Source organism: Rhizobium leguminosarum bv. viciae, assembly GCF_012276115.1.
GTDB lineage: Bacteria > Pseudomonadota > Alphaproteobacteria > Rhizobiales > Rhizobiaceae > Rhizobium > Rhizobium leguminosarum_T.
Map to the genome: position 1 here is coordinate 359,933 of NZ_WIEU01000005.1, position 23,751 is coordinate 383,683.

At 60.2% G+C, this 23,751-nt stretch carries 28 protein-coding genes; 27 read left to right on the forward strand and 1 reads right to left on the reverse strand.

What is annotated here, in order from left to right:
• Positions 1-114: 114 nt before the first annotated feature.
• A complete protein-coding gene (rpoB, locus tag GFM02_RS12780) occupies positions 115-4,254 on the forward strand; it encodes a DNA-directed RNA polymerase subunit beta (RefSeq protein WP_012757017.1) in 4,140 nt (1,379 codons plus the stop codon).
• A 190-nt stretch (positions 4,255-4,444) separates the two neighbouring features.
• Positions 4,445-8,653: a DNA-directed RNA polymerase subunit beta' gene (gene rpoC / locus GFM02_RS12785; RefSeq protein ID WP_026158635.1), complete on the forward strand. Its 4,209-nt coding sequence runs from the start codon at positions 4,445-4,447 to the stop codon at positions 8,651-8,653.
• 134 nt (positions 8,654-8,787) lie between these two features.
• Here rpoC and GFM02_RS12790 read toward each other — a convergent pair whose 3' ends face one another.
• Complete coding sequence (locus GFM02_RS12790) at positions 8,788-9,081, reverse strand: hypothetical protein (RefSeq protein ID WP_003547528.1); 294 nt, start codon at positions 9,079-9,081, stop codon at positions 8,788-8,790.
• 497 nt (positions 9,082-9,578) lie between these two features.
• Here GFM02_RS12790 and rpsL point away from each other — a divergent pair, with 497 nt between their 5' ends.
• The 25 genes from rpsL (at position 9,579) to rplO (ending at position 23,734) form a co-directional block, all read left to right on the forward strand.
• Positions 9,579-9,950: a 30S ribosomal protein S12 gene (gene rpsL / locus GFM02_RS12795; RefSeq protein WP_003547537.1), complete on the forward strand. Its 372-nt coding sequence runs from the start codon at positions 9,579-9,581 to the stop codon at positions 9,948-9,950.
• 76 nt (positions 9,951-10,026) lie between these two features.
• Positions 10,027-10,497, forward strand: a complete 471-nt coding sequence (gene rpsG / locus GFM02_RS12800) for a 30S ribosomal protein S7 (protein WP_011651422.1) — start codon at positions 10,027-10,029, stop codon at positions 10,495-10,497.
• A gap of 29 nt (positions 10,498-10,526) precedes the next feature.
• Positions 10,527-12,626 (forward strand): elongation factor G, encoded by a 2,100-nt coding sequence (fusA, locus tag GFM02_RS12805; protein ID WP_018068032.1) that lies wholly within the window; start codon positions 10,527-10,529, stop codon positions 12,624-12,626.
• A gap of 68 nt (positions 12,627-12,694) precedes the next feature.
• On the forward strand, positions 12,695-13,870 hold the full coding sequence (tuf, locus tag GFM02_RS12810) for an elongation factor Tu (RefSeq protein ID WP_020049533.1): 1,176 nt from the start codon (positions 12,695-12,697) through the stop codon (positions 13,868-13,870).
• A 154-nt stretch (positions 13,871-14,024) separates the two neighbouring features.
• Positions 14,025-14,333 carry a 30S ribosomal protein S10 gene (gene rpsJ, locus GFM02_RS12815; RefSeq protein WP_003547547.1) on the forward strand — a complete coding sequence of 103 codons (309 nt, stop codon included), beginning with the start codon at positions 14,025-14,027 and terminating at the stop codon, positions 14,331-14,333.
• A gap of 39 nt (positions 14,334-14,372) precedes the next feature.
• Positions 14,373-15,014, forward strand: coding sequence for a 50S ribosomal protein L3 (gene rplC / locus GFM02_RS12820; protein WP_003547548.1), 642 nt, complete (start codon positions 14,373-14,375; stop codon positions 15,012-15,014).
• A gap of 13 nt (positions 15,015-15,027) precedes the next feature.
• Positions 15,028-15,648, forward strand: coding sequence for a 50S ribosomal protein L4 (gene rplD / locus GFM02_RS12825; protein ID WP_003547549.1), 621 nt, complete (start codon positions 15,028-15,030; stop codon positions 15,646-15,648).
• Positions 15,645-15,938, forward strand: coding sequence for a 50S ribosomal protein L23 (locus GFM02_RS12830; RefSeq protein ID WP_003547550.1), 294 nt, complete (start codon positions 15,645-15,647; stop codon positions 15,936-15,938). Before rplD ends, GFM02_RS12830 begins: the two co-directional genes overlap by 4 nt.
• Positions 15,939-15,949: 11 nt before the next feature.
• On the forward strand, positions 15,950-16,786 hold the full coding sequence (rplB, locus tag GFM02_RS12835; RefSeq protein WP_003547551.1) for a 50S ribosomal protein L2: 837 nt from the start codon (positions 15,950-15,952) through the stop codon (positions 16,784-16,786).
• A gap of 15 nt (positions 16,787-16,801) precedes the next feature.
• Positions 16,802-17,080: a 30S ribosomal protein S19 gene (gene rpsS / locus GFM02_RS12840; RefSeq protein WP_003547552.1), complete on the forward strand. Its 279-nt coding sequence runs from the start codon at positions 16,802-16,804 to the stop codon at positions 17,078-17,080.
• A gap of 2 nt (positions 17,081-17,082) precedes the next feature.
• Positions 17,083-17,472: a 50S ribosomal protein L22 gene (gene rplV / locus GFM02_RS12845; protein WP_003547553.1), complete on the forward strand. Its 390-nt coding sequence runs from the start codon at positions 17,083-17,085 to the stop codon at positions 17,470-17,472.
• The gene (gene rpsC, locus GFM02_RS12850; RefSeq protein ID WP_003547554.1) at positions 17,472-18,203 is read left to right on the forward strand and encodes a 30S ribosomal protein S3; all 732 of its coding nucleotides are present in this window, start codon (positions 17,472-17,474) and stop codon (positions 18,201-18,203) included. The genes rplV and rpsC overlap by 1 nt, the downstream gene beginning before the upstream one ends.
• A gap of 36 nt (positions 18,204-18,239) precedes the next feature.
• Complete coding sequence (gene rplP / locus GFM02_RS12855) at positions 18,240-18,653, forward strand: 50S ribosomal protein L16 (protein ID WP_003547555.1); 414 nt, start codon at positions 18,240-18,242, stop codon at positions 18,651-18,653.
• A gap of 12 nt (positions 18,654-18,665) precedes the next feature.
• Positions 18,666-18,866 (forward strand): 50S ribosomal protein L29, encoded by a 201-nt coding sequence (rpmC, locus tag GFM02_RS12860; protein ID WP_003547556.1) that lies wholly within the window; start codon positions 18,666-18,668, stop codon positions 18,864-18,866.
• A 12-nt stretch (positions 18,867-18,878) separates the two neighbouring features.
• Positions 18,879-19,118 (forward strand): 30S ribosomal protein S17, encoded by a 240-nt coding sequence (gene rpsQ / locus GFM02_RS12865; RefSeq protein ID WP_003547557.1) that lies wholly within the window; start codon positions 18,879-18,881, stop codon positions 19,116-19,118.
• Between the two features lie 259 nt (positions 19,119-19,377).
• Positions 19,378-19,746 (forward strand): 50S ribosomal protein L14, encoded by a 369-nt coding sequence (rplN, locus tag GFM02_RS12870; protein ID WP_003547558.1) that lies wholly within the window; start codon positions 19,378-19,380, stop codon positions 19,744-19,746.
• Positions 19,747-19,757: 11 nt separating this feature from the next.
• Positions 19,758-20,066, forward strand: coding sequence for a 50S ribosomal protein L24 (gene rplX, locus GFM02_RS12875; protein ID WP_003547559.1), 309 nt, complete (start codon positions 19,758-19,760; stop codon positions 20,064-20,066).
• The gene (gene rplE / locus GFM02_RS12880) at positions 20,059-20,616 is read left to right on the forward strand and encodes a 50S ribosomal protein L5 (RefSeq protein WP_020049537.1); all 558 of its coding nucleotides are present in this window, start codon (positions 20,059-20,061) and stop codon (positions 20,614-20,616) included. The genes rplX and rplE overlap by 8 nt, the downstream gene beginning before the upstream one ends.
• Positions 20,617-20,648: 32 nt before the next feature.
• The gene (gene rpsN, locus GFM02_RS12885; protein WP_003547561.1) at positions 20,649-20,954 is read left to right on the forward strand and encodes a 30S ribosomal protein S14; all 306 of its coding nucleotides are present in this window, start codon (positions 20,649-20,651) and stop codon (positions 20,952-20,954) included.
• A 12-nt stretch (positions 20,955-20,966) separates the two neighbouring features.
• Complete coding sequence (gene rpsH / locus GFM02_RS12890; RefSeq protein WP_003547562.1) at positions 20,967-21,365, forward strand: 30S ribosomal protein S8; 399 nt, start codon at positions 20,967-20,969, stop codon at positions 21,363-21,365.
• Positions 21,366-21,407: 42 nt separating this feature from the next.
• A complete protein-coding gene (gene rplF / locus GFM02_RS12895) occupies positions 21,408-21,941 on the forward strand; it encodes a 50S ribosomal protein L6 (RefSeq protein ID WP_017963907.1) in 534 nt (177 codons plus the stop codon).
• 12 nt (positions 21,942-21,953) lie between these two features.
• On the forward strand, positions 21,954-22,316 hold the full coding sequence (gene rplR / locus GFM02_RS12900) for a 50S ribosomal protein L18 (RefSeq protein WP_003547564.1): 363 nt from the start codon (positions 21,954-21,956) through the stop codon (positions 22,314-22,316).
• A gap of 131 nt (positions 22,317-22,447) precedes the next feature.
• On the forward strand, positions 22,448-23,017 hold the full coding sequence (gene rpsE, locus GFM02_RS12905; RefSeq protein WP_003547565.1) for a 30S ribosomal protein S5: 570 nt from the start codon (positions 22,448-22,450) through the stop codon (positions 23,015-23,017).
• Between the two features lie 14 nt (positions 23,018-23,031).
• Positions 23,032-23,241 (forward strand): 50S ribosomal protein L30, encoded by a 210-nt coding sequence (gene rpmD, locus GFM02_RS12910; RefSeq protein WP_003547566.1) that lies wholly within the window; start codon positions 23,032-23,034, stop codon positions 23,239-23,241.
• A 16-nt stretch (positions 23,242-23,257) separates the two neighbouring features.
• Positions 23,258-23,734: a 50S ribosomal protein L15 gene (gene rplO, locus GFM02_RS12915; RefSeq protein ID WP_003547567.1), complete on the forward strand. Its 477-nt coding sequence runs from the start codon at positions 23,258-23,260 to the stop codon at positions 23,732-23,734.
• The last annotated feature ends 17 nt before the right edge of the window (positions 23,735-23,751 follow it).

Below are 23,751 nucleotides of genomic sequence, written 5' to 3' on the forward strand. Positions count from 1 at the left end.
GCTGAGCGTTTTCTGGGGTCGGACGAGATTGAACTACTCATTGATTGACGGGATCGACTGGCCATCGGTTCCCGTCCGTTGCAGGCCCGGGTGCAAGATTTTGAAGGAGCGACGATGGCTCAGACCCTTTCGTTCAACGGTCGCAGGCGCGTACGCAAGTTTTTTGGTAAGATCCCCGAAGTCGCAGAAATGCCGAACCTCATCGAGGTTCAGAAGGCGTCCTACGACCAGTTTCTGATGGTTGAAGAGCCGAAGGGCGGCCGACCCGACGAGGGTCTTCAGGCCGTTTTCAAATCGGTTTTCCCGATCACCGATTTCTCCGGCGCATCCATGCTGGAATTCGTGTCCTACGAGTTCGAACCGCCGAAGTTCGACGTTGACGAATGCCGTCAACGCGACCTGACCTATGCAGCGCCGCTGAAGGTGACGCTGCGCCTCATCGTGTTCGATATCGACGAGGATACCGGCGCGAAGTCGATCAAGGACATCAAGGAACAGTCCGTTTACATGGGCGACATGCCGCTCATGACTAACAACGGCACGTTCATCGTCAACGGCACCGAGCGCGTCATCGTTTCCCAGATGCACCGTTCGCCGGGCGTCTTCTTCGACCATGACAAGGGCAAGAGCCATTCGTCCGGCAAGCTGCTCTTTGCTGCGCGCGTCATCCCTTATCGCGGTTCCTGGCTCGATATCGAATTTGACGCCAAGGACATCGTCTACGCCCGTATCGACCGCCGCCGCAAGATCCCTGTCACGTCGCTGCTGATGGCGCTCGGCATGGACGGCGAGGAAATTCTCGACACCTTCTACACGAAGTCGCTCTACAAGCGCGACGGCGAAGGCTGGCGTATCCCCTTCAAGCCGGAAACGCTGAAGGGTGCCAAGGCGATCACCGAGATGGTCGACGCCGATACCGGCGAAGTCGTCGTGGAAGCCGGCAAGAAGCTGACCCCGCGCCTGCTGCGCACGCTGTCCGACAAGGGTCTGAAGGCCCTCAAGGCCGCCGACGACGATCTTTATGGCAACTACCTTGCCGGCGACATCGTCAACTATTCGACGGGTGAGATCTACCTCGAGGCCGGCGACGAAATCGACGAGAAGACGCTTGGCATCATCCTGGCGAACGGCTTTGACGAGATCCCAGTTCTCGGCATCGACCACATCAATGTCGGCGCCTATATCCGCAACACCCTGACAGCCGACAAGAACGAGAACCGTCAGGACGCTCTGTTCGACATCTACCGCGTCATGCGTCCGGGTGAACCGCCGACCATGGAATCGGCCGAAGCCATGTTCAACTCGCTGTTCTTCGATGCGGAGCGTTACGACCTCTCCGCCGTCGGCCGCGTCAAGATGAACATGCGCCTCGACCTGACCGTCGAAGACACCGTCCGCATCCTGCGCAAGGACGACATCCTGGCCGTGGTCAGGATGCTGGTCGAACTGCGCGACGGCAAGGGCGAGATCGACGACATCGACAACCTCGGCAACCGTCGTGTCCGTTCGGTCGGCGAGCTGATGGAAAACCAGTACCGCCTCGGCCTGCTGCGCATGGAGCGCGCGATCAAGGAACGCATGTCCTCGATCGAGATCGACACGGTGATGCCGCAGGATCTGATCAATGCCAAGCCGGCAGCTGCTGCCGTGCGCGAATTCTTCGGTTCCTCGCAGCTCTCGCAGTTCATGGACCAGGTCAACCCGCTCTCGGAAATCACCCACAAGCGCCGTCTTTCGGCTCTTGGCCCGGGCGGTCTGACCCGTGAGCGCGCCGGCTTCGAAGTCCGCGACGTGCATCCGACCCACTATGGCCGCATTTGCCCGATCGAAACGCCGGAAGGCCCGAACATCGGTCTCATCAACTCGCTTGCGACCTTTGCCCGCGTCAACAAGTATGGCTTCATCGAAAGCCCGTACCGCCGCATCGTCGACGGCAAGGTGACGAGCGACGTGCTCTACCTCTCCGCCATGGAAGAGGCGAAGTACTACGTCGCCCAGGCCAATGCCGAGATGAACGCTGACGGTTCCTTCGTCGACGAATTCGTCGTCTGCCGTCATGCCGGCGAAGTCATGCTTGCCCCGCGCGACAGCATGAACCTGATGGACGTCTCGCCGAAGCAGGTCGTTTCGGTCGCAGCCGCACTCATCCCGTTCCTGGAAAACGACGACGCCAACCGCGCGCTCATGGGCTCGAACATGCAGCGTCAGGCAGTGCCGCTGCTGCGTGCTGAAGCTCCGTTCGTCGGGACCGGTATGGAGCCGGTCGTTGCCCGTGACTCGGGCGCTGCCATCGGCGCCCGCCGCGGCGGCGTGGTCGACCAGGTCGACGCGACGCGTATCGTTATCCGCGCCACGGAAGACCTCGAAGCCGGCAAGTCCGGCGTCGATATCTACCGCCTGCAGAAGTTCCAGCGTTCGAACCAGAACACCTGCGTCAACCAGCGCCCGCTGGTCACCGTCGGTGACGAGGTCAACCGCGGCGACATCCTCGCCGACGGTCCGTCGACCGATCTCGGCGACCTGGCGCTCGGCCGCAACGCGCTCGTCGCGTTCATGCCCTGGAACGGCTACAACTACGAAGATTCGATCCTGCTCTCCGAGCGTATCGTTGCCGACGACGTGTTCACCTCCATCCACATCGAGGAATTCGAAGTGATGGCGCGCGACACCAAGCTTGGTCCTGAGGAAATCACCCGCGATATTCCGAACGTTTCGGAAGAAGCGCTGAAGAACCTCGACGAAGCCGGCATCGTCTATATCGGCGCCGAAGTTCAGCCGGGCGATATCCTCGTCGGCAAGATCACGCCGAAGGGCGAAAGCCCGATGACGCCGGAAGAAAAGCTTCTGCGCGCCATCTTCGGCGAAAAGGCCTCCGACGTGCGCGACACCTCCATGCGCATGCCGCCCGGCACCTACGGCACCATCGTCGAAGTTCGCGTCTTCAACCGCCACGGCGTTGAAAAGGACGAGCGCGCGATGGCGATCGAGCGCGAAGAGATCGAGCGTCTGGCAAAGGACCGTGACGACGAGCAGGCGATCCTCGACCGTAACGTCTACGGCCGTCTGATTGAGATGCTGCGCGGCCAGGCCTCTATTGCCGGCCCGAAGGGCTTCAAGAAGGGAGCCGAGCTTTCGAACGCCGTCGTCTCGGAATATCCCCGCTCGCAGTGGTGGATGTTCGCGGTCGAAGACGAAAAGGTCCAGAGCGAGCTCGAAGCGCTCCGCGGTCAGTACGACGAATCCAAGTCGCGCCTCGAACAGCGCTTCATGGACAAGGTCGAAAAGGTCCAGCGCGGCGATGAAATGCCTCCTGGCGTCATGAAGATGGTCAAGGTCTTCGTCGCCGTAAAGCGCAAGATCCAGCCGGGCGACAAGATGGCCGGCCGTCACGGGAACAAGGGCGTCGTCTCGCGCATTGTTCCGGTGGAGGACATGCCGTTCCTCGAAGACGGCACGCATGTCGACGTGGTTCTGAACCCGCTCGGCGTGCCTTCGCGCATGAATGTCGGCCAGATCCTGGAAACCCATCTGGGTTGGGCTTGCGCCGGCATGGGCCGCCAGATCGGCGAACTGATCGACGCCTACAAGGCCAATGGCAACATTGAGCCGCTGCGCAAGACCATCGGCGATGTCGTCGGGGACGGCCCGAAGGCCGAACAGGTCCACGAGTTCGACGATGACTCGGTTCTGCGTCTCGCCGACCAGTGGAAGCGCGGCGTTTCGATTGCGACGCCTGTTTTCGACGGCGCGAACGAAGCCGACGTCAACGACATGCTGCGTCTGGCAGGTCTCAAGGATAGCGGTCAGTCGACGCTCTATGACGGCCGTACCGGCGAGCAGTTCGACCGCCAGGTGACCGTGGGCTACATCTACATGCTGAAGCTCAACCACCTGGTCGACGACAAGATCCATGCTCGTTCGATCGGTCCTTACTCGCTCGTGACCCAGCAGCCGCTGGGCGGCAAGGCGCAGTTCGGCGGCCAGCGCTTCGGCGAAATGGAAGTCTGGGCGCTCGAAGCATACGGCGCGGCCTACACGCTGCAGGAAATGCTGACGGTGAAGTCGGACGACGTCGCCGGCCGCACCAAGGTCTACGAAGCCATTGTCCGAGGAGACGACACGTTCGAAGCCGGTATTCCGGAAAGCTTCAACGTTCTCGTCAAGGAAATGCGCTCGCTGGGCCTCAGCGTCGAGCTCGAGAACACCAAGCTTGACGAGGCGCAGGCAGCTCAGCTGCCCGACGCGGCCGAGTAAGCGCTTGATAGGGCGTGCGCTGCCAATGCGGCGCACGCCGGTCCCACCGGGCGCCGTATCCGTGTCGGCCCGGAAGGGAAGTTTCGCCGCATCCAGCGGTTATTCTCGTTTAAGCGAGGGAGGCGGCTCCCGGGAATTTGCCGCCGACCATCGCATTTTGAGGGCGCTTTAGCCCATGAAGGAGACAGGCATGAACCAAGAGGTCATGAATCTTTTCAATCCGCAGGTGCCTGCACAGAATTTCGATTCCATTCGGATTTCGATCGCGTCTCCGGAGAAGATCCTCTCCTGGTCTTACGGTGAGATCAAGAAGCCGGAAACCATCAACTACCGTACGTTCAAGCCGGAACGCGACGGTCTGTTCTGCGCGCGCATCTTCGGGCCGATCAAGGACTACGAATGCCTGTGCGGCAAGTACAAGCGCATGAAGTACAAGGGCATCATCTGCGAAAAGTGCGGCGTCGAAGTCACGCTGTCGCGCGTTCGCCGTGAGCGCATGGGCCATATCGAGCTCGCCGCTCCCGTTGCCCACATCTGGTTCCTGAAGTCGCTGCCATCACGCATTTCGACGCTGCTCGACATGACGCTGAAGGATGTCGAGCGCGTCCTCTACTTCGAAAACTACATCGTCACCGAGCCGGGCCTGACCGCCCTGAAGGAGCACCAGCTCCTCTCGGAAGAAGAGTACATGCTTGCCGTCGACGAATACGGCGAAGACCAGTTCACCGCGATGATCGGCGCCGAGGCGATCTACGAGATGCTGGCCTCGATGAACCTCGAAAAGATCGCTGGCGACCTTCGCGCCGAGCTTGCCGACACCACGTCGGATCTCAAGCAGAAGAAGCTGATGAAGCGCCTAAAGATCGTTGAGAACTTCATGGAGTCGGGCAACCGTCCGGAATGGATGATCATGAAGGTCGTTCCGGTCATCCCGCCGGATCTGCGTCCGCTGGTGCCGCTCGACGGCGGCCGTTTCGCGACGTCGGATCTGAACGATCTCTACCGCCGCGTCATCAACCGTAACAACCGTCTGAAGCGCCTGATCGAGCTTCGTGCGCCTGGCATCATCATCCGCAACGAAAAGCGCATGCTGCAGGAATCCGTTGACGCGCTGTTCGACAACGGCCGTCGCGGCCGCGTCATCACCGGCGCCAACAAGCGTCCGCTGAAGTCGCTCTCCGACATGCTGAAGGGCAAGCAGGGCCGCTTCCGCCAGAACCTGCTCGGCAAGCGCGTCGACTATTCCGGCCGTTCGGTCATCGTCACCGGTCCGGAACTGAAGCTGCATCAGTGCGGCCTTCCGAAGAAGATGGCGCTCGAGCTCTTCAAGCCGTTCATCTATGCCCGCCTCGACGCCAAGGGTTACTCCTCGACCGTCAAGCAGGCCAAGAAGCTGGTCGAAAAGGAAAAGCCGGAAGTCTGGGATATCCTCGACGAGGTCATCCGCGAGCATCCGGTTCTCTTGAACCGCGCACCGACGTTGCACCGCCTGGGCATCCAGGCCTTCGAACCTATCCTGGTCGAAGGCAAGGCGATCCAGCTGCATCCGCTCGTCTGCACGGCCTTCAACGCCGACTTCGACGGCGACCAGATGGCCGTCCACGTGCCGCTGTCGCTCGAAGCCCAGCTCGAAGCCCGCGTGCTGATGATGTCGACCAACAACATCCTGCATCCGGCCAACGGCGCGCCGATCATCGTTCCCTCGCAGGACATGGTTCTCGGCCTCTACTATCTGTCGATCCTCAACCAGAACGAGCCGGGCGAAGGCATGGCCTTCTCCGATCTCGGCGAGCTGCATCACGCCCTCGAAAGCAAGGTCGTGACGCTGCACACCAAGATCCGCGGCCGCTTCAAGTCGGTCGACGAGGATGGCAAGCCTTACTCGAAGATCTATGAGACGACGCCTGGCCGTCTGCTCATCGGCGAACTGCTGCCGAAGAACGGCAAGGTGCCCTTCGATATCTGCAACCAGGAAATGACCAAGAAGAACATCTCGAAGATGATCGACACGGTCTATCGCCATTGCGGCCAGAAGGACACGGTCATTTTCTGCGACCGCATCATGCAGCTCGGCTTCGCCCACGCCTGCCGCGCCGGCATTTCATTCGGCAAGGACGACATGGTCATTCCGGATGCCAAGGCCAAGATCGTTGCCGACACTGAAAACCTGGTGAAGGAATACGAGCAGCAGTACAATGACGGCCTCATCACCCAGGGCGAAAAGTACAACAAGGTTGTCGACGCCTGGGGCAAGGCGACCGAAAAGGTCGCCGAAGAGATGATGGCACGCATCAAGGCGGTCGAATTCGACGAGAAGACCGGTCGCCAGAAGCCGATGAACTCGATCTACATGATGAGCCACTCCGGTGCCCGCGGTTCTCCGAACCAGATGCGCCAGCTGGGCGGCATGCGTGGCCTCATGGCCAAGCCGTCGGGCGAAATCATCGAGACCCCGATCATCTCGAACTTCAAGGAAGGCCTGACCGTCAACGAGTACTTCAACTCGACGCACGGCGCCCGCAAGGGTCTGGCAGACACCGCCCTGAAGACCGCCAACTCCGGCTACCTGACCCGCCGTCTCGTCGACGTCGCGCAGGATTGCATCGTCACGCATGTCGATTGCGGAACGCAGACGGGCCTCACCATGACCGCCATCGTCGATGCCGGCCAGGTGGTTGCCTCGATCGGCGCCCGTATCCTCGGCCGCACGGCGCTCGACGACATCGATCATCCGGTCACGGGTGAGCGCATCGTCGATGCCGGCAGGATGATCCTCGAGCCCGACGTCGTCGAAATCGAGAAGGCCGGCATCCAGTCGATCCGCATCCGCTCGGCACTGACCTGCGAAATCCAGACGGGCGTTTGCTCGGTCTGCTACGGCCGCGACCTCGCGCGCGGTACGCCGGTCAATATGGGCGAAGCCGTCGGCGTCATCGCTGCTCAGTCGATCGGCGAGCCGGGCACCCAGCTCACCATGCGTACCTTCCACCTTGGCGGTACGGCAACCGTGGTCGACCAGTCGTTCCTCGAAGCCTCGTACGAAGGTACGGTGCAGATCAAGAACCGCAACATCCTGCGCAACTCCGATGGCAACCTCGTTGCCATGGGCCGCAACATGACCGTCCAGATCCTGGACGAACGTGGTGTCGAGCGGTCGTCGCAGCGCGTGGCCTACGGTTCGAAGCTGCATGTCGACGAAGGCGACAAGGTCAAGCGCGGCCAGCGCCTGGCAGAGTGGGACCCCTACACCCGTCCGATGATGACGGAAGTGGCCGGTACCGTTCAGTTTGAAGATCTGGTCGACGGTCTCTCCGTTCTGGAAGCGACAGACGAATCGACCGGCATCACCAAGCGTCAGGTCATCGACTGGCGTTCGACCCCGCGCGGCTCGGACCTCAAGCCGGCGATCGTCATCAAGGATGCCAGCGGCAATATCGCGAAGCTGTCTCGTGGCGGTGACGCCCGCTTCTTCCTCTCGGTCGACGCGATCCTGTCGGTCGAGCCGGGCACGAAGGTCTCCCAGGGTGACGTTCTCGCCCGTTCGCCGCTCGAAAGCGCCAAGACCAAGGACATCACCGGCGGTCTGCCACGTGTTGCCGAGCTGTTCGAAGCCCGCCGTCCGAAGGACCATGCCATCATCGCAGAGATCGATGGTACGATCCGCCTCGGCCGTGACTACAAGAACAAGCGTCGCGTCATCATCGAGCCGGCGGAAGACGGTGTCGAGCCTGTCGAATACCTGATCCCGAAGGGCAAGCCCTTCCACCTTCAGGAAGGCGACTATATCGAAAAGGGTGACTACATCCTCGACGGTAACCCGGCTCCGCACGACATCCTGGCGATCAAGGGCGTGGAGGCTCTGGCCTCCTACCTCGTCAACGAGATCCAGGAGGTCTACCGCCTGCAGGGCGTCGTCATCAACGACAAGCACATCGAGGTGATTGTCCGTCAGATGCTGCAGAAGGTTGAGATCACCGATGCAGGCGACTCGACCTATATCGTCGGCGACAATGTCGACCGGATCGAGCTCGAAGACGTCAACGATCACCTGATCGAGCAGGGCAAGAAGCCAGCCTACGGCGATCCGGTTCTTCTCGGCATCACCAAGGCATCGCTGCAGACCCCGTCCTTCATCTCGGCCGCGTCCTTCCAGGAAACGACGAAGGTGCTGACGGAAGCTGCGATCGCCGGCAAGACCGATGGCCTGCAGGGTCTGAAGGAAAACGTCATCGTCGGCCGCCTTATCCCGGCCGGTACCGGCGGCACCATGACCCAGATCCGCCGCATCGCCACGTCGCGCGACGAGATGATCCTCGAAGAGCGCCGCAAGGGCACGGGTGCTGCCGTCGCCACGCCGATGCTGCAGGACATGGCCGAAAAGGCTCCGGCTGCGGAATAATCCGCGGCTGAAGTCGATGAATTGAAAAACCGCCCGGAGCGATCCGGGCGGTTTTTCATATTTAGGTTGCTCTGATTGGACGGGCGGGGAGGGAGGCTGCTTCCGCTTATGCTGCCTTTGAGCGGCGGCTCCCTTCAGTTGAAGCGGATGATCGCGACTTCGCCTTCGACGGCGCCCTGGTAGGCAGATGCGTGCGGCTCTTCGGCCGGGACCTCGGTCAGCATGCCGATCTGGTCGAGATCGGCCTCGATGAAGCCTTCCTCGGCAAGCGCGTTCAAGGCCTCGCGTACGGCAGTGTCGTCGTCAGGCGCCTTCAGCATGATGTGCAGGTCGATGCCTTCGCTGGCGTCGGACTCGTAACCCTTGCCGATGATGATGAAGATCATCGGGCCGTCGAAATTATTGTCGTTATCAGGTGTCGTGATCATCGCCTGTCCTTCGGCTCTTTGACGATTCGGTCGCTCGAATCCTGCTGTGAGGGCCGAACGCCGCAATTGCTGATTCCTTAACTGTTTTTGCTGCAATGCCCAAGTTTTTATCTTGGTGCACGCCCGTCAATTCGTCTAGAAGGATGAAACAGGGCGTTCGGCCGGCATATCAAGGCGATACGGCGAGTTTATTTCTTAACCGGCCTTGACGAGACGGGTGGAAACCAGTAGTACCCCGGCCATCAGATCCCATGTGAGGCTTGGCTGTTCGGGGCGACTCGCCCTGAAGTTCACCTCAAACAAGGTTCTAAACGCACGTTGAAGTCATGATGCTGCACGCACGACGCATATTCTATGCGTCCTCTGCTCCTTGTGGTCCATCTGCGGAAGCGGATCGGGCCATATTTTGCGCATTGACGGAAAGCATGCGTCACTGCCGGAGACGGCGCGAGTTCAAGCCCGCAAGGGTACTGAGATAAAACGTAAGGGATGGTTGAATGCCTACCGTAAACCAGCTGATCCGCAAGCCTCGCCAGGCGAACGTAAAGCGTAACAAGGTTCCCGCACTCCAGGAGAACCCGCAGAAGCGCGGCGTTTGCACGCGCGTCTACACGACCACGCCGAAGAAGCCGAACTCGGCTCTGCGTAAGGTCGCAAAGATCCGCCTGACCAACGGCTTCGAAGTCATTGGTTACATCCCCGGCGAAGGTCACAACCTTCAGGAACACTCCGTCGTCATGATCCGTGGCGGCCGCGTCAAGGACCTTCCGGGTGTCCGTTATCACATCATCCGCGGCGTTCTCGATACTCAGGGTGTCAAGAACCGCAAGCAGCGCCGCTCCAAGTACGGCGCGAAGCGTCCGAAGTAATTCGGTTTTTGAATAATCCGGCGCTGCGCGAGGTCCTCCGCGTCATGAAGCGCCTTAACGGTTGAAGAGACAAAATATGTCCAGACGTCATAAAGCAGAAAAGCGCGAGATCAATCCGGACCCGAAGTTCGGCGATCTCGTCGTCACCAAGTTCATGAATGCCATCATGCTCGACGGCAAGAAGTCCGTTGCTGAAAACATCGTCTACGGTGCGTTCGACGTTGTCCAGGGCAAGGCCAAGCAGGAGCCGCTCACGGTTTTCCATTCTGCGCTTGAGAACATTGCCCCGCACGTTGAAGTTCGCTCGCGTCGTGTCGGTGGTGCGACCTATCAGGTCCCCGTCGATGTTCGTCCGGAGCGCCGCCAGGCTCTTGCTATTCGCTGGCTGATCGCTGCTGCCCGCAAGCGCAATGAAACGACTATGGTTGACCGCCTTTCCGGCGAACTGCTCGATGCGTCCAACAACCGCGGCTCCGCCGTCAAGAAGCGCGAAGACACGCACAAGATGGCTGACGCCAACCGCGCGTTCTCGCACTATCGCTGGTAATTCCGAACGGTATCGAAAGGCAGTCCACAATGGCTCGCGAATATAAGATCGAAGACTACCGCAATTTCGGTATCATGGCGCATATCGACGCCGGCAAGACCACGACCACCGAGCGTATTCTTTATTACACCGGCAAGTCGCACAAGATCGGCGAAGTCCACGACGGCGCAGCCACCATGGACTGGATGGAGCAGGAGCAGGAGCGTGGCATCACGATCACCTCTGCTGCCACCACGACCTATTGGAAGGGCCGTGACGGCAAAATGCGCCGTTTCAACATCATCGACACTCCCGGCCACGTCGACTTCACCATTGAAGTCGAGCGTTCGCTGCGCGTTCTCGACGGCGCCATCGCGCTGCTCGACGCCAACGCCGGTGTTGAGCCGCAGACGGAAACCGTCTGGCGTCAGGCCGAGAAGTACAATGTCCCGCGGATGATCTTCTGCAACAAGATGGACAAGACCGGTGCGGACTTCTACCGCTCCGTCGAGATGATCAAGACCCGTCTCGGTGCAACGGCTGTCGTCATGCAGCTGCCGATCGGTGCGGAGACCGAATTCAAGGGCGTCATCGACCTGGTCGAGATGAACGCACTCATCTGGCGCGACGAGTCGCTCGGCGCCCAGTGGGATGTCGTCGAGATCCCCGAGGACATGAAGGCCAAGGCTGAAGAATATCGCGAAAAGCTGATCGAGACGGTCGTCGACATCGACGAAGCCGCCACCGAAGCTTACCTCGAAGGTATTCTGCCCGACAACGATCAGATCCGTGCGCTGGTTCGCCGCGGCACGATCGACGTCAAGTTCCACCCGATGTTCTGCGGCACCGCCTTCAAGAACAAGGGCGTGCAGCCGCTGCTCGACGCCGTCGTCGACTACCTGCCGTCGCCGATGGACATCCCGGCGATCAAGGGCATCGACTTTAAGACGGAAGCCGAAATCGAGCGTCATGCCGACGACAGCGAGCCGCTTTCCATGCTCGCCTTCAAGATCATGAATGACCCCTTCGTCGGTTCGCTGACCTTCGCCCGCATCTACTCCGGCAAGCTCGAAAAGGGCGCGTCGGTCATCAACACGGTCAAGGACAAGCGCGAGCGCGTCGGCCGTATGCTGCAGATGCACTCCAACTCGCGTGAAGACATCGAAGAAGCCTTCGCAGGCGACATCGTGGCTCTCGCCGGCCTCAAGGAAACCACGACCGGCGACACGCTCTGCGATCCGCTGAAGCCGGTTATCCTCGAGCGCATGGAATTCCCGGAACCGGTCATCCAGATCGCCATCGAGCCGAAGACCAAGGGCGACCAGGAAAAGATGGGCCTCGCGCTCAACCGCCTGGCTGCTGAAGATCCGTCCTTCCGCGTCAAGACCGACCAGGAATCAGGCCAGACCATCATCGCCGGCATGGGCGAACTGCATCTCGACATCATCGTCGACCGCATGCGTCGTGAATTCAAGGTCGAAGCAACCGTCGGCGCGCCGCAGGTTGCCTACCGTGAAACCATCACCCGGACGCATGAAGAAGACTACACGCACAAGAAGCAGTCCGGTGGTACCGGCCAGTTCGCGCGCGTCAAGATCGTCTTCGAACCGAACCCGGAAGGCGACGAATTCAAGTTCGAATCGAAGATCGTCGGCGGTTCCGTTCCGAAGGAATACATCCCCGGCGTCCAGAAGGGCATCGAAAGCGTTCTGTCTTCGGGTCCGCTCGCAGGCTTCCCGATGCTCGGCGTCAAGGCAACCCTCATCGACGGCGCCTTCCACGACGTAGACTCCTCGGTTCTCGCCTTCGAAATCGCATCGCGTGCCTGCTTCCGTGAAGCAGCCAAGAAGGCCGGCGCTCAGCTGCTTGAGCCGATGATGAAGGTCGAAGTCGTCACCCCGGAAGATTACGTCGGCGACGTTATCGGCGACCTGAACTCCCGTCGCGGTCAGATCCAGGGCCAGGAAAGCCGTGGTATCGCCGTCGTCATCAACGCGAACGTCCCGCTCGCGAACATGTTCAAGTACGTCGACAACCTGCGCTCCATGTCCCAGGGCCGCGCCCAGTACACGATGACCTTCGATCACTATTCGCCGGTCCCGTCGAACGTCGCAACTGAAATCCAGGCAAAGTATTCCGGTCAGAAGTGACCGGAATACCAATTGACCGATAACAAGAATTAGATCCCTTCGGGGACTAGCAAAACGGAGACCCGAAAATGGGAAAGAGTAAGTTTGAGCGCAACAAGCCGCACGTCAACATTGGCACGATTGGCCACGTTGACCACGGCAAGACGTCTCTGACGGCAGCGATCACGAAGTACTTCGGTGAGTACAAGGCGTACGATCAGATCGACGCGGCTCCGGAAGAAAAGGCGCGTGGCATCACGATTTCGACGGCCCACGTTGAGTACGAGACGCCGGCGCGCCACTACGCCCACGTCGACTGCCCCGGCCACGCCGACTACGTCAAGAACATGATCACCGGTGCTGCCCAGATGGACGGTGCGATCCTGGTGTGCTCGGCCGCTGACGGCCCGATGCCGCAGACGCGCGAACACATCCTGCTGGCTCGCCAGGTCGGCGTTCCGGCGATCGTGGTGTTCCTGAACAAGGTCGACCAGGTTGACGACGCCGAGCTTCTCGAACTGGTCGAGCTCGAAGTTCGCGAACTGCTGTCGTCCTACGACTTCCCGGGCGACGATATCCCGATCGTCAAGGGTTCGGCGCTTGCTGCTCTCGAAGATTCGGACAAGAAGATCGGCGAAGACGCGATCCGCGAACTGATGGCCGCTGTCGACGCCTACATCCCGACGCCTGAGCGTCCGATCAACCTGCCGTTCCTGCTGCCGATCGAAGACGTGTTCTCGATCTCTGGCCGCGGCACGGTTGTGACCGGCCGCGTCGAGCGTGGCATTGTCAAGGTTGGCGAAGAAGTCGAGATCGTCGGCATCCGCCCGACGACGAAGACGACGGTGACCGGCGTTGAAATGTTCCGCAAGCTGCTCGATCAGGGCCAGGCTGGCGACAACATCGGCGCGCTGATCCGCGGCGTCACCCGTGATGGCGTTGAGCGTGGCCAGATTCTGTGCAAGCCGGGTTCGGTCAAGCCGCACAAGAAGTTCATGGCAGAAGCCTACATCCTGACGAAGGAAGAGGGCGGCCGTCATACGCCGTTCTTCACCAACTACCGTCCGCAGTTCTACTTCCGCACGACCGACGTGACGGGCATTGTGACGCTGCCGGAAGGCACGGAGATGGTCATGCCGGGCGACAACGTCACGGTATCGGTCGAGCTGATCGTTCCGATCGCGATGGAAGAAAAGCTGCGCTTCGCCATCCGCGAAGGCGGCCGCACCGTCGGCGCCGGTATCGTCGCGTCGATCGTCGAGTAACTAGCGGCTGGGCCACCTGGCCCAAGGAAAGGATAGGGACGCCGATCTCGGTGTCCCTCTCGATCTTTGAAACCGGTGGCCCGCTAACGTAACTGAAGGTAAGTCGTGTCCCTAAGCGGTGACACGCGGATAACAGACACAAGGATAAAGTCGAATGAACGGCCAGAATATCCGCATCCGCCTGAAGGCGTTCGATCACCGGATTCTCGACGCTTCAACGCGTGAGATCGTATCGACGGCTAAGCGCACCGGTGCAAGCGTCCGGGGCCCCGTTCCGCTTCCGACCCGCATCGAGAAGTTTACGGTCAACCGGTCCCCGCACATCGACAAGAAGAGCCGCGAACAGTTCGAGATGCGCACGCATAAGCGCCTTCTCGATATCGTTGACCCGACCCCGCAGACGGTAGACGCGCTGATGAAGCTCGATCTCGCCGCCGGTGTCGATGTTGAGATCAAGCTCTGAGACCTCGGGTCTTCGGGCTGAGTGAGAAGGATTGAACCGATGCGTTCAGGTGTGATTGCACAGAAGGTGGGAATGACCCGCGTCTATAACGACGCCGGCGAGCATGTCCCGGTAACGGTACTGCGTATGGAAGGCTGCCAGGTCGTAGCCACGCGCACTGTCGAAAAGAATGGCTATACCGCAGTTCAGCTCGGTGCCGGCCAGGCGAAGGTGAAGAACACGTCGAAGGCGATGCGCGGCAACTTTGCCATTGCCAACGTCGAGCCGAAGGCCAAGCTGACGGAATTCCGCGTGTCGGAAGATCAACTGCTTGAGGTCGGCACTGAGATCAAGGCGGGTCACTTTGCAGCCGGTCAGCTCGTCGACGTGACGGGCACGACGATCGGTAAGGGTTTTGCCGGCGCCATGAAGCGTCACGGTTTCGGCGGTCTGCGTGCCACGCACGGTGTGTCGGTGTCTCACCGTTCGCACGGTTCGACCGGCTCGCGCCAGGATCCGGGCAAGGTTTTCAAGAACAAGAAGATGGCTGGTCACATGGGCCAGACGCGCGTCACGACGCAGAACCTGGAAGTAGTTTCGACCGACGAAGATCGTGGTCTGATCCTGATCAAGGGTGCTGTTCCTGGTTCCAAGGGTGCTTGGATCATCGTGCGCGACGCCGTCAAGTCGGCCGCGAAGTAAGGGAGCCAGATCAATGGAATTCAACGTCAAGACCCTCGAGGGAAAAGACGCCGGGAAGGTTTCCCTTTCGGACGCTATTTTCGGCCTCGAGCCCCGCGAAGACATTCTCGCCCGCGTCATCCGCTGGCAGCTTGCCAAGAAGCAGCAGGGCACGCACAAGGCTAAGGGCCGCGCGGAAGTTTCGCGCACCGGCGCCAAGATGTACAAGCAGAAGGGTACGGGCCGCGCCCGCCACCATTCGGCTCGCGCTCCGCAGTTCCGCGGCGGCGGCAAGGCTCACGGCCCGGTTGTCCGCAGCCACGAGCACGATCTTCCGAAGAAGGTTCGCGCACTCGGCCTTCGCCACGCCCTTTCGGCCAAGATCAAGGCCGATGACGTCATCGTCATCGACAACCTGGTTGCCGCTGAAGCCAAGACCAAGTCGCTCGCGTCCGTTTTCGAGACGCTCGGCCTGACCAACGCCCTCTTCATCGGCGGCGCAGAGCTTGACGGCAACTTCAAGCTCGCAGCTCAGAACATCCCGAACATCGATGTTCTGCCGATCCAGGGCATCAACGTTTACGACATCGTGCGCCGCGGCAAGCTCGTGCTTTCCAAGGCTGCGGTTGAAGCGCTAGAGGAGCGATTCAAGTGACCGATCTTCGCCACTACGATGTGATCGTCTCTCCGGCGATCACCGAAAAGTCCACGCTGGTATCCGAAAACAACCAGGTTGTTTTCAATGTCGCCAAGCAGGCGACGAAGCCGGAAATCAAGGCTGCGGTCGAGGCGCTGTTCGGCGTCAAGGTCACGGCTGTCAACACTCTGCTGCGCAAAGGCAAGACCAAGCGGTTCCGCGGTTTCGTCGGCAAGCAGAAGGACGTGAAGAAGGCTGTTGTGACGCTGGCTGAAGGCCAGACGATCGACGTCTCCACCGGTCTCTGAGGTATAAGAAAATGGCATTGAAAACTTTCAATCCGATCACCCCGAGCCAGCGCCAGCTGGTCATCGTCGACCGTTCGGCCCTCTACAAGGGCAAGCCGGTCAAGGCGCTGACGGAAGGTCTGACCAAGAGCGGCGGTCGTAACAACCTCGGCCGCATCACCGCCCGCTTCATCGGCGGCGGTCACAAGCGCACCTATCGTCTGATCGACTTCAAGCGTCGCAAGTTCGACGTCGAAGGCACGGTCGAGCGTATCGAATACGATCCGAACCGCACGGCTTTCATCGCGCTGGTGAACTATGCTGACGGCGAGAAGGCTTATATCCTCGCTCCTCAGCGCCTCGCTGCCGGTGACAAGGTCATCGCTTCCGAGAAGGCTGTCGACGTCAAGCCCGGCAACACCATGCCGCTGCAGTTCATCCCGGTCGGCTCCATCATCCACAATGTGGAAATGAAGCCGGGCAAGGGTGGTCAGATCGCTCGCTCCGCCGGTGGCTACGCACAGCTCGTCGGCCGCGACCAGGGCATGGCGATCCTTCGCCTGAACTCCGGTGAACAGCGTCTCGTCCATGGCTCCTGCCTTGCTTCGATCGGCGCCGTCTCCAACCCTGATCACGCCAACATCAACGACGGCAAGGCCGGTCGTACCGTTTGGCGCGGCAAGCGTCCGCATAACCGCGGTGTCGTCATGAACCCGGTCGACCATCCGCACGGCGGTGGTGAAGGCCGCACCTCCGGTGGTCGCCATCCGGTGACACCGTGGGGCAAGCCGACCAAGGGCAAGCGCACCCGGTCGAACAAGTCGACCGACAAGATGATCATGCGCTCGCGTCATCAGCGTAAGAAGTAAGAGAGGAAGTCTCCAATGGCTCGTTCAGTATGGAAAGGTCCGTTCGTTGACGGCTATCTTCTCAAGAAGGCTGAGAAGGTTCGTGAAGGCGGTCGTAGTGAAGTGATCAAGATCTGGAGCCGTCGCTCCACGATCCTGCCGCAGTTCGTCGGTCTCACCTTCGGCGTCTACAACGGCAGCAAGCATATCCCGGTCAGTGTCAATGAAGACATGGTCGGTCACAAATTCGGTGAATTCTCTCCGACCCGCACCTACTACGGTCACGGCGCGGACAAGAAGGCGAAGAGGAAGTAACAATGGGCAAGGCAAAAGCCGAACGCCGGCTGAAGGACAACGAGGCGCAAGCAGTCGCCCGCACGCTCCGCGTCAGCCCCCAGAAGCTCAACCTGGTTGCTGCGGCTATCCGCGGCAAGAAGGTCGAGCGCGCACTCGCTGAGCTGGAGTTCTCCCGCAAGCGCATCGCAGGCGCCGTCAAGAAGACGCTCGAATCTGCGATCGCCAACGCCGAGAACAACCACGATCTCGACGTCGACTCGCTGGTTGTCGCCGAGGCCTATGTCGGCAAGTCGATCGTCATGAAGCGTTTCCACGCTCGTGGCCGCGGTCGCGCGTCGCGCATCGAAAAGCCCTTCGCGCACCTGACGATCGTCGTTCGTGAAGTGCAGGCAGCAGAGGAGGCCGCATAATGGGTCAGAAAATCAATCCAATCGGTTTCCGTCTCGGAATCAACCGTACATGGGATAGCCGCTGGTTTGCGGACAATGCCGAGTACGGCCAGTTGCTGCACGAAGACCTGAAGATGCGCAAGTTCGTCATGAGCGAACTGAAGCAGGCCGGGATCTCCAAGGTGGTTATCGAGCGTCCGCACAAGAAGTGCCGCGTTACGATCCACTCGGCACGTCCGGGCCTGATCATCGGCCGCAAGGGCGCTGACATCGACAAGCTCCGCAAGAAGCTGTCGGAGATGACGAATTCGGAAACGCACCTCAACATCGTCGAAGTGCGCAAGCCCGAAGTCGATGCGACGCTGGTCGCTCAGTCGATCGCCCAGCAGCTCGAGCGTCGTGTGGCTTTCCGTCGCGCCATGAAGCGCGCCGTTCAGTCCGCGATGCGTCTTGGCGCCGAAGGCATCAAGATCACCTGCGCTGGCCGTCTCGGCGGCGCTGAAATCGCCCGTACGGAATGGTACCGCGAAGGTCGTGTGCCGTTGCACACGCTGCGCGCCGACATCGACTACGGCACGGCTGAAGCAGAAACCGCGTTCGGCATCTGCGGCATCAAGGTCTGGATCTTCAAGGGCGAAATCCTTGAGCATGATCCGATGGCTTCCGAGCGCCGCGCGATGGAAGGTGACGCCCAGGGTCCGGCAAGCCGTGATCGTGACCGCGACAGAGACCGTCGCCGCGACAACGCTTGATAGCGCGCGTGGCAGAGAAGTTCGGAGAATAAGAAAATGTTGCAGCCAAAGCGTACCAAGTACCGCAAGCAGTTCAAGGGCCGCATCAAGGGCGTCGCCAAGGGCGGTTCTGACCTGGCATTCGGCGAATTCGGCCTGAAGGCACAGGAACCAAACCGCGTCAACGCGCGCGAGATCGAAGCGGCCCGCCGCGCGATCACGCGTTATATGAAGCGCGCCGGCCGTGTATGGATCCGCGTGTTCCCGGACGTTCCGGTAACCAAAAAGCCGACCGAAGTCCGTATGGGTAAGGGTAAGGGCTCCGTTGAATACTGGGCATGCAAGGTCAAGCCTGGCCGTATGATGTTCGAGATCGACGGTGTCAGCGAAGAAATCGCCCGTGAGGCGCTTCGCCTCGGCTCTGCCAAGCTCTCGGTCAAGACGCGCTTCGTTCAGCGCATTGCAGAGTAAGGGATTGAGCTCATGAAAGCCTCAGACGTTCGCGGGTTCACCGCCGACCAACTCAAGGACGAGCTTGCCAAGCTGAAGAAGGAGCAGTTCAACCTGCGCTTCCAGAAGGCGACCGGCCAGCTCGAAAAGTCCTCGCGCATCAACGAAGTCCGCAAGGACATCGCCCGCGTGAAAACCATTGCCCGCCAGAAGGCGGCAGAAGTTAAGGCCTAAAGGAAGAAAAATATGCCGAAGCGCATCCTGCAGGGCGTCGTCGTTGGCGACAAGAACGAGAAGACGGTAGTGGTTCGTGTCGAGCGTCGTTTCGCTCACCCGCTGCTCCAGAAGACCGTTCGTCGTTCCAAGAAGTACAAGGCCCACGACGAGAACAATCAGTACAAGATTGGCGATACCGTATCCATCGAGGAATGCGCGCCGATCTCCAAGGACAAGCGCTGGACGGTGATTTCCGCCCAGGGCAAGTAACAGAATTTTGCGCGAGGCCTTGCGTCTCGCCGAAATATCTGTATGAAGCAGCGTCAGAACGCTCGAATGCCGGGCGTTCTTTTGCTTTGAGCGCACGGAAGGTCCCGTTCGGGAAACCACCCTGGCACGATCGATCCCGCGCTATTCAGCTATTGCCGCGTCTGTGCTGCCGTCATGGCAGCTCGGCCGGCGAAAATTTTCATAAGCCGGAGTAGGGGGCTAGCCCAACCATTCCGGTAAACCAAGAAGGCGACCTGATATGATTCAGATGCAAACAAACCTCGACGTCGCGGATAATTCCGGCGCACGTCGTGTCATGTGCATCAAGGTGCTGGGCGGCTCGAAGCGCAAGTATGCCTCGATCGGCGACGTCATCGTCGTTTCGATCAAGGAAGCGATCCCGCGCGGCCGTGTGAAGAAGGGTGACGTGATGAAGGCGGTTGTCGTTCGCACCGCCAAGGACATCCGTCGTGCGGATGGCTCCGTCATCCGCTTCGACACCAACGCAGCAGTCCTCATCGACAACAAGAAAGAGCCGATCGGCACCCGTATCTTCGGACCGGTTCCGCGCGAACTTCGCGCCAAGAACCACATGAAGATCATCTCGCTGGCTCCCGAAGTACTGTAAGGAGCGAAGCGATGCAAAAGATTCGTAAGGGCGACAAGGTCGTCATGCTCGCTGGCAAGGACAAGGGCCGTACCGGCGAAGTTGTCCAGGTCATGCCGAAGGAAGATCGTGCCGTTGTTCGTGGCGTCAACGTCGTCAAGCGCCACCAGCGCCAGACGCAGACCCAGGAAGCCGGCATCATCAACAAAGAAGCCCCGGTTCACCTCTCCAACGTTGCAATCATCGACAAGGACGGCAAGCCGACCCGCGTCGGTTTCAAGGTTGTTGACGGCAAGAAGGTCCGTGTGGCCAAGCGTTCTGGAGAAGTGATCGATGGCTGAGGCAAAATATGAGCCGCGGCTCAAGAAGGAATATGTCGAGCGCATCCGCAAGGCGATGCAGGAGCAGTTCTCCTACGCCAACGAGATGATGATTCCGAAGCTCGACAAGATCGTGATCAACATGGGTGTCGGCGAAGCGACCGCTGACTCGAAGAAGCCGACGGTAGCTGCCGCCGACCTCGCAGCGATTGCCGGCCAGAAGCCGGTCATCACCCGCGCACGTAACTCTATCGCAGGCTTCAAGCTCCGCGAACAGATGCCGATCGGCGCGAAGGTCACCCTGCGCGGCGCCCGCATGTACGAGTTCATGGACCGTCTCGTGAACATCGCGCTCCCGCGCGTTCGCGACTTCCGCGGCCTGAACCCGAAAAGCTTTGACGGCCGTGGCAACTTCGCCATGGGCATCAAGGAGCACATTGTGTTCCCTGAGATCAACTACGACAAGGTTGATCAGATGTGGGGCATGGACATCATCGTTTGCACGACGGCGACGACCGACGACGAAGCACGGGCTCTTCTGAAAGAGTTCAGCTTCCCGTTCCGTCAATAACCGTAACGACGAGCGTAGAAAAGGAACCTGACATGGCGAAGACAAGCGCAGTTGAAAAGAACAAGCGCCGCCGTACTACGGTCGCTAACCAGGCCGCTAAGCGGGCTGGGTTGAAGGCGATCATCATGAACCAGGCTCTTCCGATCGAAGAGCGGTTCAAGGCCTCGATCAAGCTAGCATCCCTGCCGCGTGATGGATCGAAGACCCGTATTCGCAACCGTTGCGAAGTTTCGGGGCGTCCGCGCGCATATTACCGCAAACTGCGCATGTCGCGTATTGCGCTGCGTGAACTCGGCAATCTCGGCAAGGTGCCGGGTATCGTCAAGTCGAGCTGGTAAGGAGCAGGTTACATGACAATGACTGATCCGTTGGGCGATATGCTCACTCGCATCCGTAACGGCGCTTCCCGCCGCAAGTCGTCGGTTTCGACGCCTGCTTCGAAGCTCCGTGCACGTGTTCTCGATGTTCTGCAGTCCGAAGGCTACATCCGTGGCTATTCCGTTGTCGATTTCGGCAATGGCAAGTCGGAACTCAGCATCGAGCTGAAATATTATGAAGGCGCATCGGTGATCCGTGAGATCGGCCGTGTGTCCAAGCCGGGCCGCCGGGTTTATGTCTCGGTCAAGTCCATTCCGCAGGTCGCGAACGGTCTCGGCATCACCATCCTTTCGACTCCGAAGGGTGTGATGGCCGATCACCAGGCTCGCGAACAGAACGTTGGTGGCGAGGTTCTTTGCTCGGTCTTCTAAGATCGGGCAGGGATCTCCATAGCGAACAGACAGGATTGAAACATGTCTCGTATCGGTAAGAAGCCCGTTCAGGTGCCTGCTGGGATCACGGCTACGGTCGATGGCCAGAAGGTGACTGCAAAGGGCCCGAAGGGCGAGCTGTTTTTCGTTGCTAACGACGAAATCAGCCTCAAGCTTGAAAATAACGCCGTCGTCGTGACGCCGGTGAACCAGACCAAGGATGCGCGCGCAAAGTGGGGCATGTCCCGCACGATGATTGAAGGCATCTTCAAAGGCGTCAAGGACGGTTTCGAGCGCAAGCTTGAAATCAACGGCGTCGGTTACCGCGCCGCCATGCAGGGCAAGAACCTGCAGCTGGCCCTCGGTTTCAGCCACGACGTGATCTACGAGCCGCCGGTCGGTATCTCGATCGTTGTTCCGAAGCCGACGGAAATCGTCGTCAGCGGCATCAACAAGCAGCAGGTCGGTCAGGTTGCCGCCGAAATCCGCGAATATCGCGGTCCCGAGCCCTACAAGGGCAAGGGCGTCAAGTACGCTGACGAGCGGATCGTCCGCAAAGAAGGCAAGAAGAAGTAAGGATCACGCGAAATGGCTAGCAGGAAAGAAGCACTTGCACGTCGTGCCAACCGCGTGCGCCGTCATCTCAAGTCGGTGGCCAATGGCCGTCCACGCCTGTCGGTTCATCGCTCCTCGAAGAACATCTACGCCCAGGTCATCGATGACGTGGCCGGCAAGACGCTTGCGTCTGCCTCCACCCTCGAGAAGGATCTGCGCGGTTCTCTGAAGACCGGTGCCGATACCGCCGCCGCTACCGTTGTGGGCAAGCTCCTCGCAGAGCGCGCCTCGAAGGCCGGTGTTACGGAAGTCGTGTTCGACCGTGGCGCCTTCATCTATCACGGCCGCATCAAGGCTCTCGCCGAAGCGGCCCGCGAAGGCGGTCTCACCTTCTGATCAGTTTCCGGCCGGACGCCTCAAGCGCCGGCCGGATTTTCGCCGGACCGCAGGCCCTCTCCGAAAGGGGAGGCTGATGCGGTCCACATTTGTTTGCCGATTGCACCCGGAAAAGAAAAAGGAAGAGGACAATGGCACAGGAAAGAAGGCCGCAGCGGGACGACCGCCAGAGCCGTGAAGAGCGCGATAGCGAATTCGTCGACAAGCTTGTCGCGATCAACCGCGTCGCCAAGGTCGTCAAGGGCGGCCGTCGTTTCGGTTTCGCAGCACTCGTCGTCGTCGGCGACCAGAAGGGCCGCGTCGGCTTCGGTCATGGCAAGGCGCGTGAAGTGCCGGAAGCCATCCGCAAGGCAACCGAAGCCGCCAAGCGCGAACTGATCTTCGTACCGCTGCGTGACGGCCGTACGCTGCATCACGACGTTCATGGCCGCCACGGCGCCGGCAAGGTTCTGCTGCGTTCGGCCAAGGTCGGTACCGGCATCATTGCCGGCGGCCCGATGCGCGCCGTGTTCGAAACGCTCGGCATGCACGACGTCGTCGCCAAGTCGACCGGTTCGTCGAACCCCTACAACATGGTTCGCGCCACCTTCGACGCTCTGAAGCACCAGGTTCACCCGAAGGACATCGCAGCTCAGCGCGGCATCAAGTATGCAACGCTGCAGGCTCGTCGTAGCGCCTCCGGCAACGCCTCTGAAGAATAAGAGGAGTTTGACAGATGGCCAAGGCTACCAAGAAGGCTGAAGCGAAGACTGTCACGATCGAACAGATCGGCAGCCCGATTCGCCGTCCGGATGTCCAGCAGCGCACGCTGATCGGTCTCGGACTGAACAAGATGCACCGTCGCCGCACGCTGGAGGATACCCCTTCCGTTCGTGGCATGATCCGTGCTGTCCAGCATCTCGTTCGCGTCGTCGACGAGAAGTGAGACGGAGGAAACGCTCATGAAACTCAATGAAATTAAAGACAACGAAGGCTCGACCCACAGCCGCAAGCGCCTCGGCCGCGGTATCGGCTCGGGCTCGGGCAAGACTGGTGGTCGCGGCGTGAAGGGTCAGAAGTCCCGTTCGGGCGTCGCCATCAACGGCTTCGAGGGCGGCCAGATGCCGATCTATCGTCGCCTGCCGAAGCGCGGCTTCAACAACATTTTCGCTTCCGATTTTGTTGTCGTATCGCTGGCCCGTATCCAGACGGCGATCGACGCCGGCAAGCTCGATGCCAAGACGACCGTTGACGCAGCTGCCCTCAAGGCTGCTGGTGTCATCCGCCGCGTCAAGGATGGCGTTCGCGTTCTCGCCGATGGCGAGATCAAGGCCAAGATCACCATCGTCGTTGCAGGCGCCTCCAAGCCTGCCGTCGAGAAGATCGAAAAGGCCGGCGGCACCGTGACGCTGCTTTCGGCTCCGGCTGCAGCCGAATAATAATCTGATGATATATC

Coding starts and splice junctions, on each gene's coding strand:
- rpoB (WP_012757017.1), top strand. CDS start 115: ATGGCTCAGACCCTTTCGTTCAACGGTCGCAGGCGCGTACGCAAGTTT.
- rpoC (WP_026158635.1), top strand. CDS start 4,445: ATGAACCAAGAGGTCATGAATCTTTTCAATCCGCAGGTGCCTGCACAG.
- GFM02_RS12790 (WP_003547528.1), bottom strand. CDS start 9,081: ATGATCACGACACCTGATAACGACAATAATTTCGACGGCCCGATGATC.
- rpsL (WP_003547537.1), top strand. CDS start 9,579: ATGCCTACCGTAAACCAGCTGATCCGCAAGCCTCGCCAGGCGAACGTA.
- rpsG (WP_011651422.1), top strand. CDS start 10,027: ATGTCCAGACGTCATAAAGCAGAAAAGCGCGAGATCAATCCGGACCCG.
- fusA (WP_018068032.1), top strand. CDS start 10,527: ATGGCTCGCGAATATAAGATCGAAGACTACCGCAATTTCGGTATCATG.
- tuf (WP_020049533.1), top strand. CDS start 12,695: ATGGGAAAGAGTAAGTTTGAGCGCAACAAGCCGCACGTCAACATTGGC.
- rpsJ (WP_003547547.1), top strand. CDS start 14,025: ATGAACGGCCAGAATATCCGCATCCGCCTGAAGGCGTTCGATCACCGG.
- rplC (WP_003547548.1), top strand. CDS start 14,373: ATGCGTTCAGGTGTGATTGCACAGAAGGTGGGAATGACCCGCGTCTAT.
- rplD (WP_003547549.1), top strand. CDS start 15,028: ATGGAATTCAACGTCAAGACCCTCGAGGGAAAAGACGCCGGGAAGGTT.
- rplB (WP_003547551.1), top strand. CDS start 15,950: ATGGCATTGAAAACTTTCAATCCGATCACCCCGAGCCAGCGCCAGCTG.
- rpsS (WP_003547552.1), top strand. CDS start 16,802: ATGGCTCGTTCAGTATGGAAAGGTCCGTTCGTTGACGGCTATCTTCTC.
- rplV (WP_003547553.1), top strand. CDS start 17,083: ATGGGCAAGGCAAAAGCCGAACGCCGGCTGAAGGACAACGAGGCGCAA.
- rpsC (WP_003547554.1), top strand. CDS start 17,472: ATGGGTCAGAAAATCAATCCAATCGGTTTCCGTCTCGGAATCAACCGT.
- rplP (WP_003547555.1), top strand. CDS start 18,240: ATGTTGCAGCCAAAGCGTACCAAGTACCGCAAGCAGTTCAAGGGCCGC.
- rpmC (WP_003547556.1), top strand. CDS start 18,666: ATGAAAGCCTCAGACGTTCGCGGGTTCACCGCCGACCAACTCAAGGAC.
- rpsQ (WP_003547557.1), top strand. CDS start 18,879: ATGCCGAAGCGCATCCTGCAGGGCGTCGTCGTTGGCGACAAGAACGAG.
- rplN (WP_003547558.1), top strand. CDS start 19,378: ATGATTCAGATGCAAACAAACCTCGACGTCGCGGATAATTCCGGCGCA.
- rplX (WP_003547559.1), top strand. CDS start 19,758: ATGCAAAAGATTCGTAAGGGCGACAAGGTCGTCATGCTCGCTGGCAAG.
- rplE (WP_020049537.1), top strand. CDS start 20,059: ATGGCTGAGGCAAAATATGAGCCGCGGCTCAAGAAGGAATATGTCGAG.
- rpsN (WP_003547561.1), top strand. CDS start 20,649: ATGGCGAAGACAAGCGCAGTTGAAAAGAACAAGCGCCGCCGTACTACG.
- rpsH (WP_003547562.1), top strand. CDS start 20,967: ATGACAATGACTGATCCGTTGGGCGATATGCTCACTCGCATCCGTAAC.
- rplF (WP_017963907.1), top strand. CDS start 21,408: ATGTCTCGTATCGGTAAGAAGCCCGTTCAGGTGCCTGCTGGGATCACG.
- rplR (WP_003547564.1), top strand. CDS start 21,954: ATGGCTAGCAGGAAAGAAGCACTTGCACGTCGTGCCAACCGCGTGCGC.
- rpsE (WP_003547565.1), top strand. CDS start 22,448: ATGGCACAGGAAAGAAGGCCGCAGCGGGACGACCGCCAGAGCCGTGAA.
- rpmD (WP_003547566.1), top strand. CDS start 23,032: ATGGCCAAGGCTACCAAGAAGGCTGAAGCGAAGACTGTCACGATCGAA.
- rplO (WP_003547567.1), top strand. CDS start 23,258: ATGAAACTCAATGAAATTAAAGACAACGAAGGCTCGACCCACAGCCGC.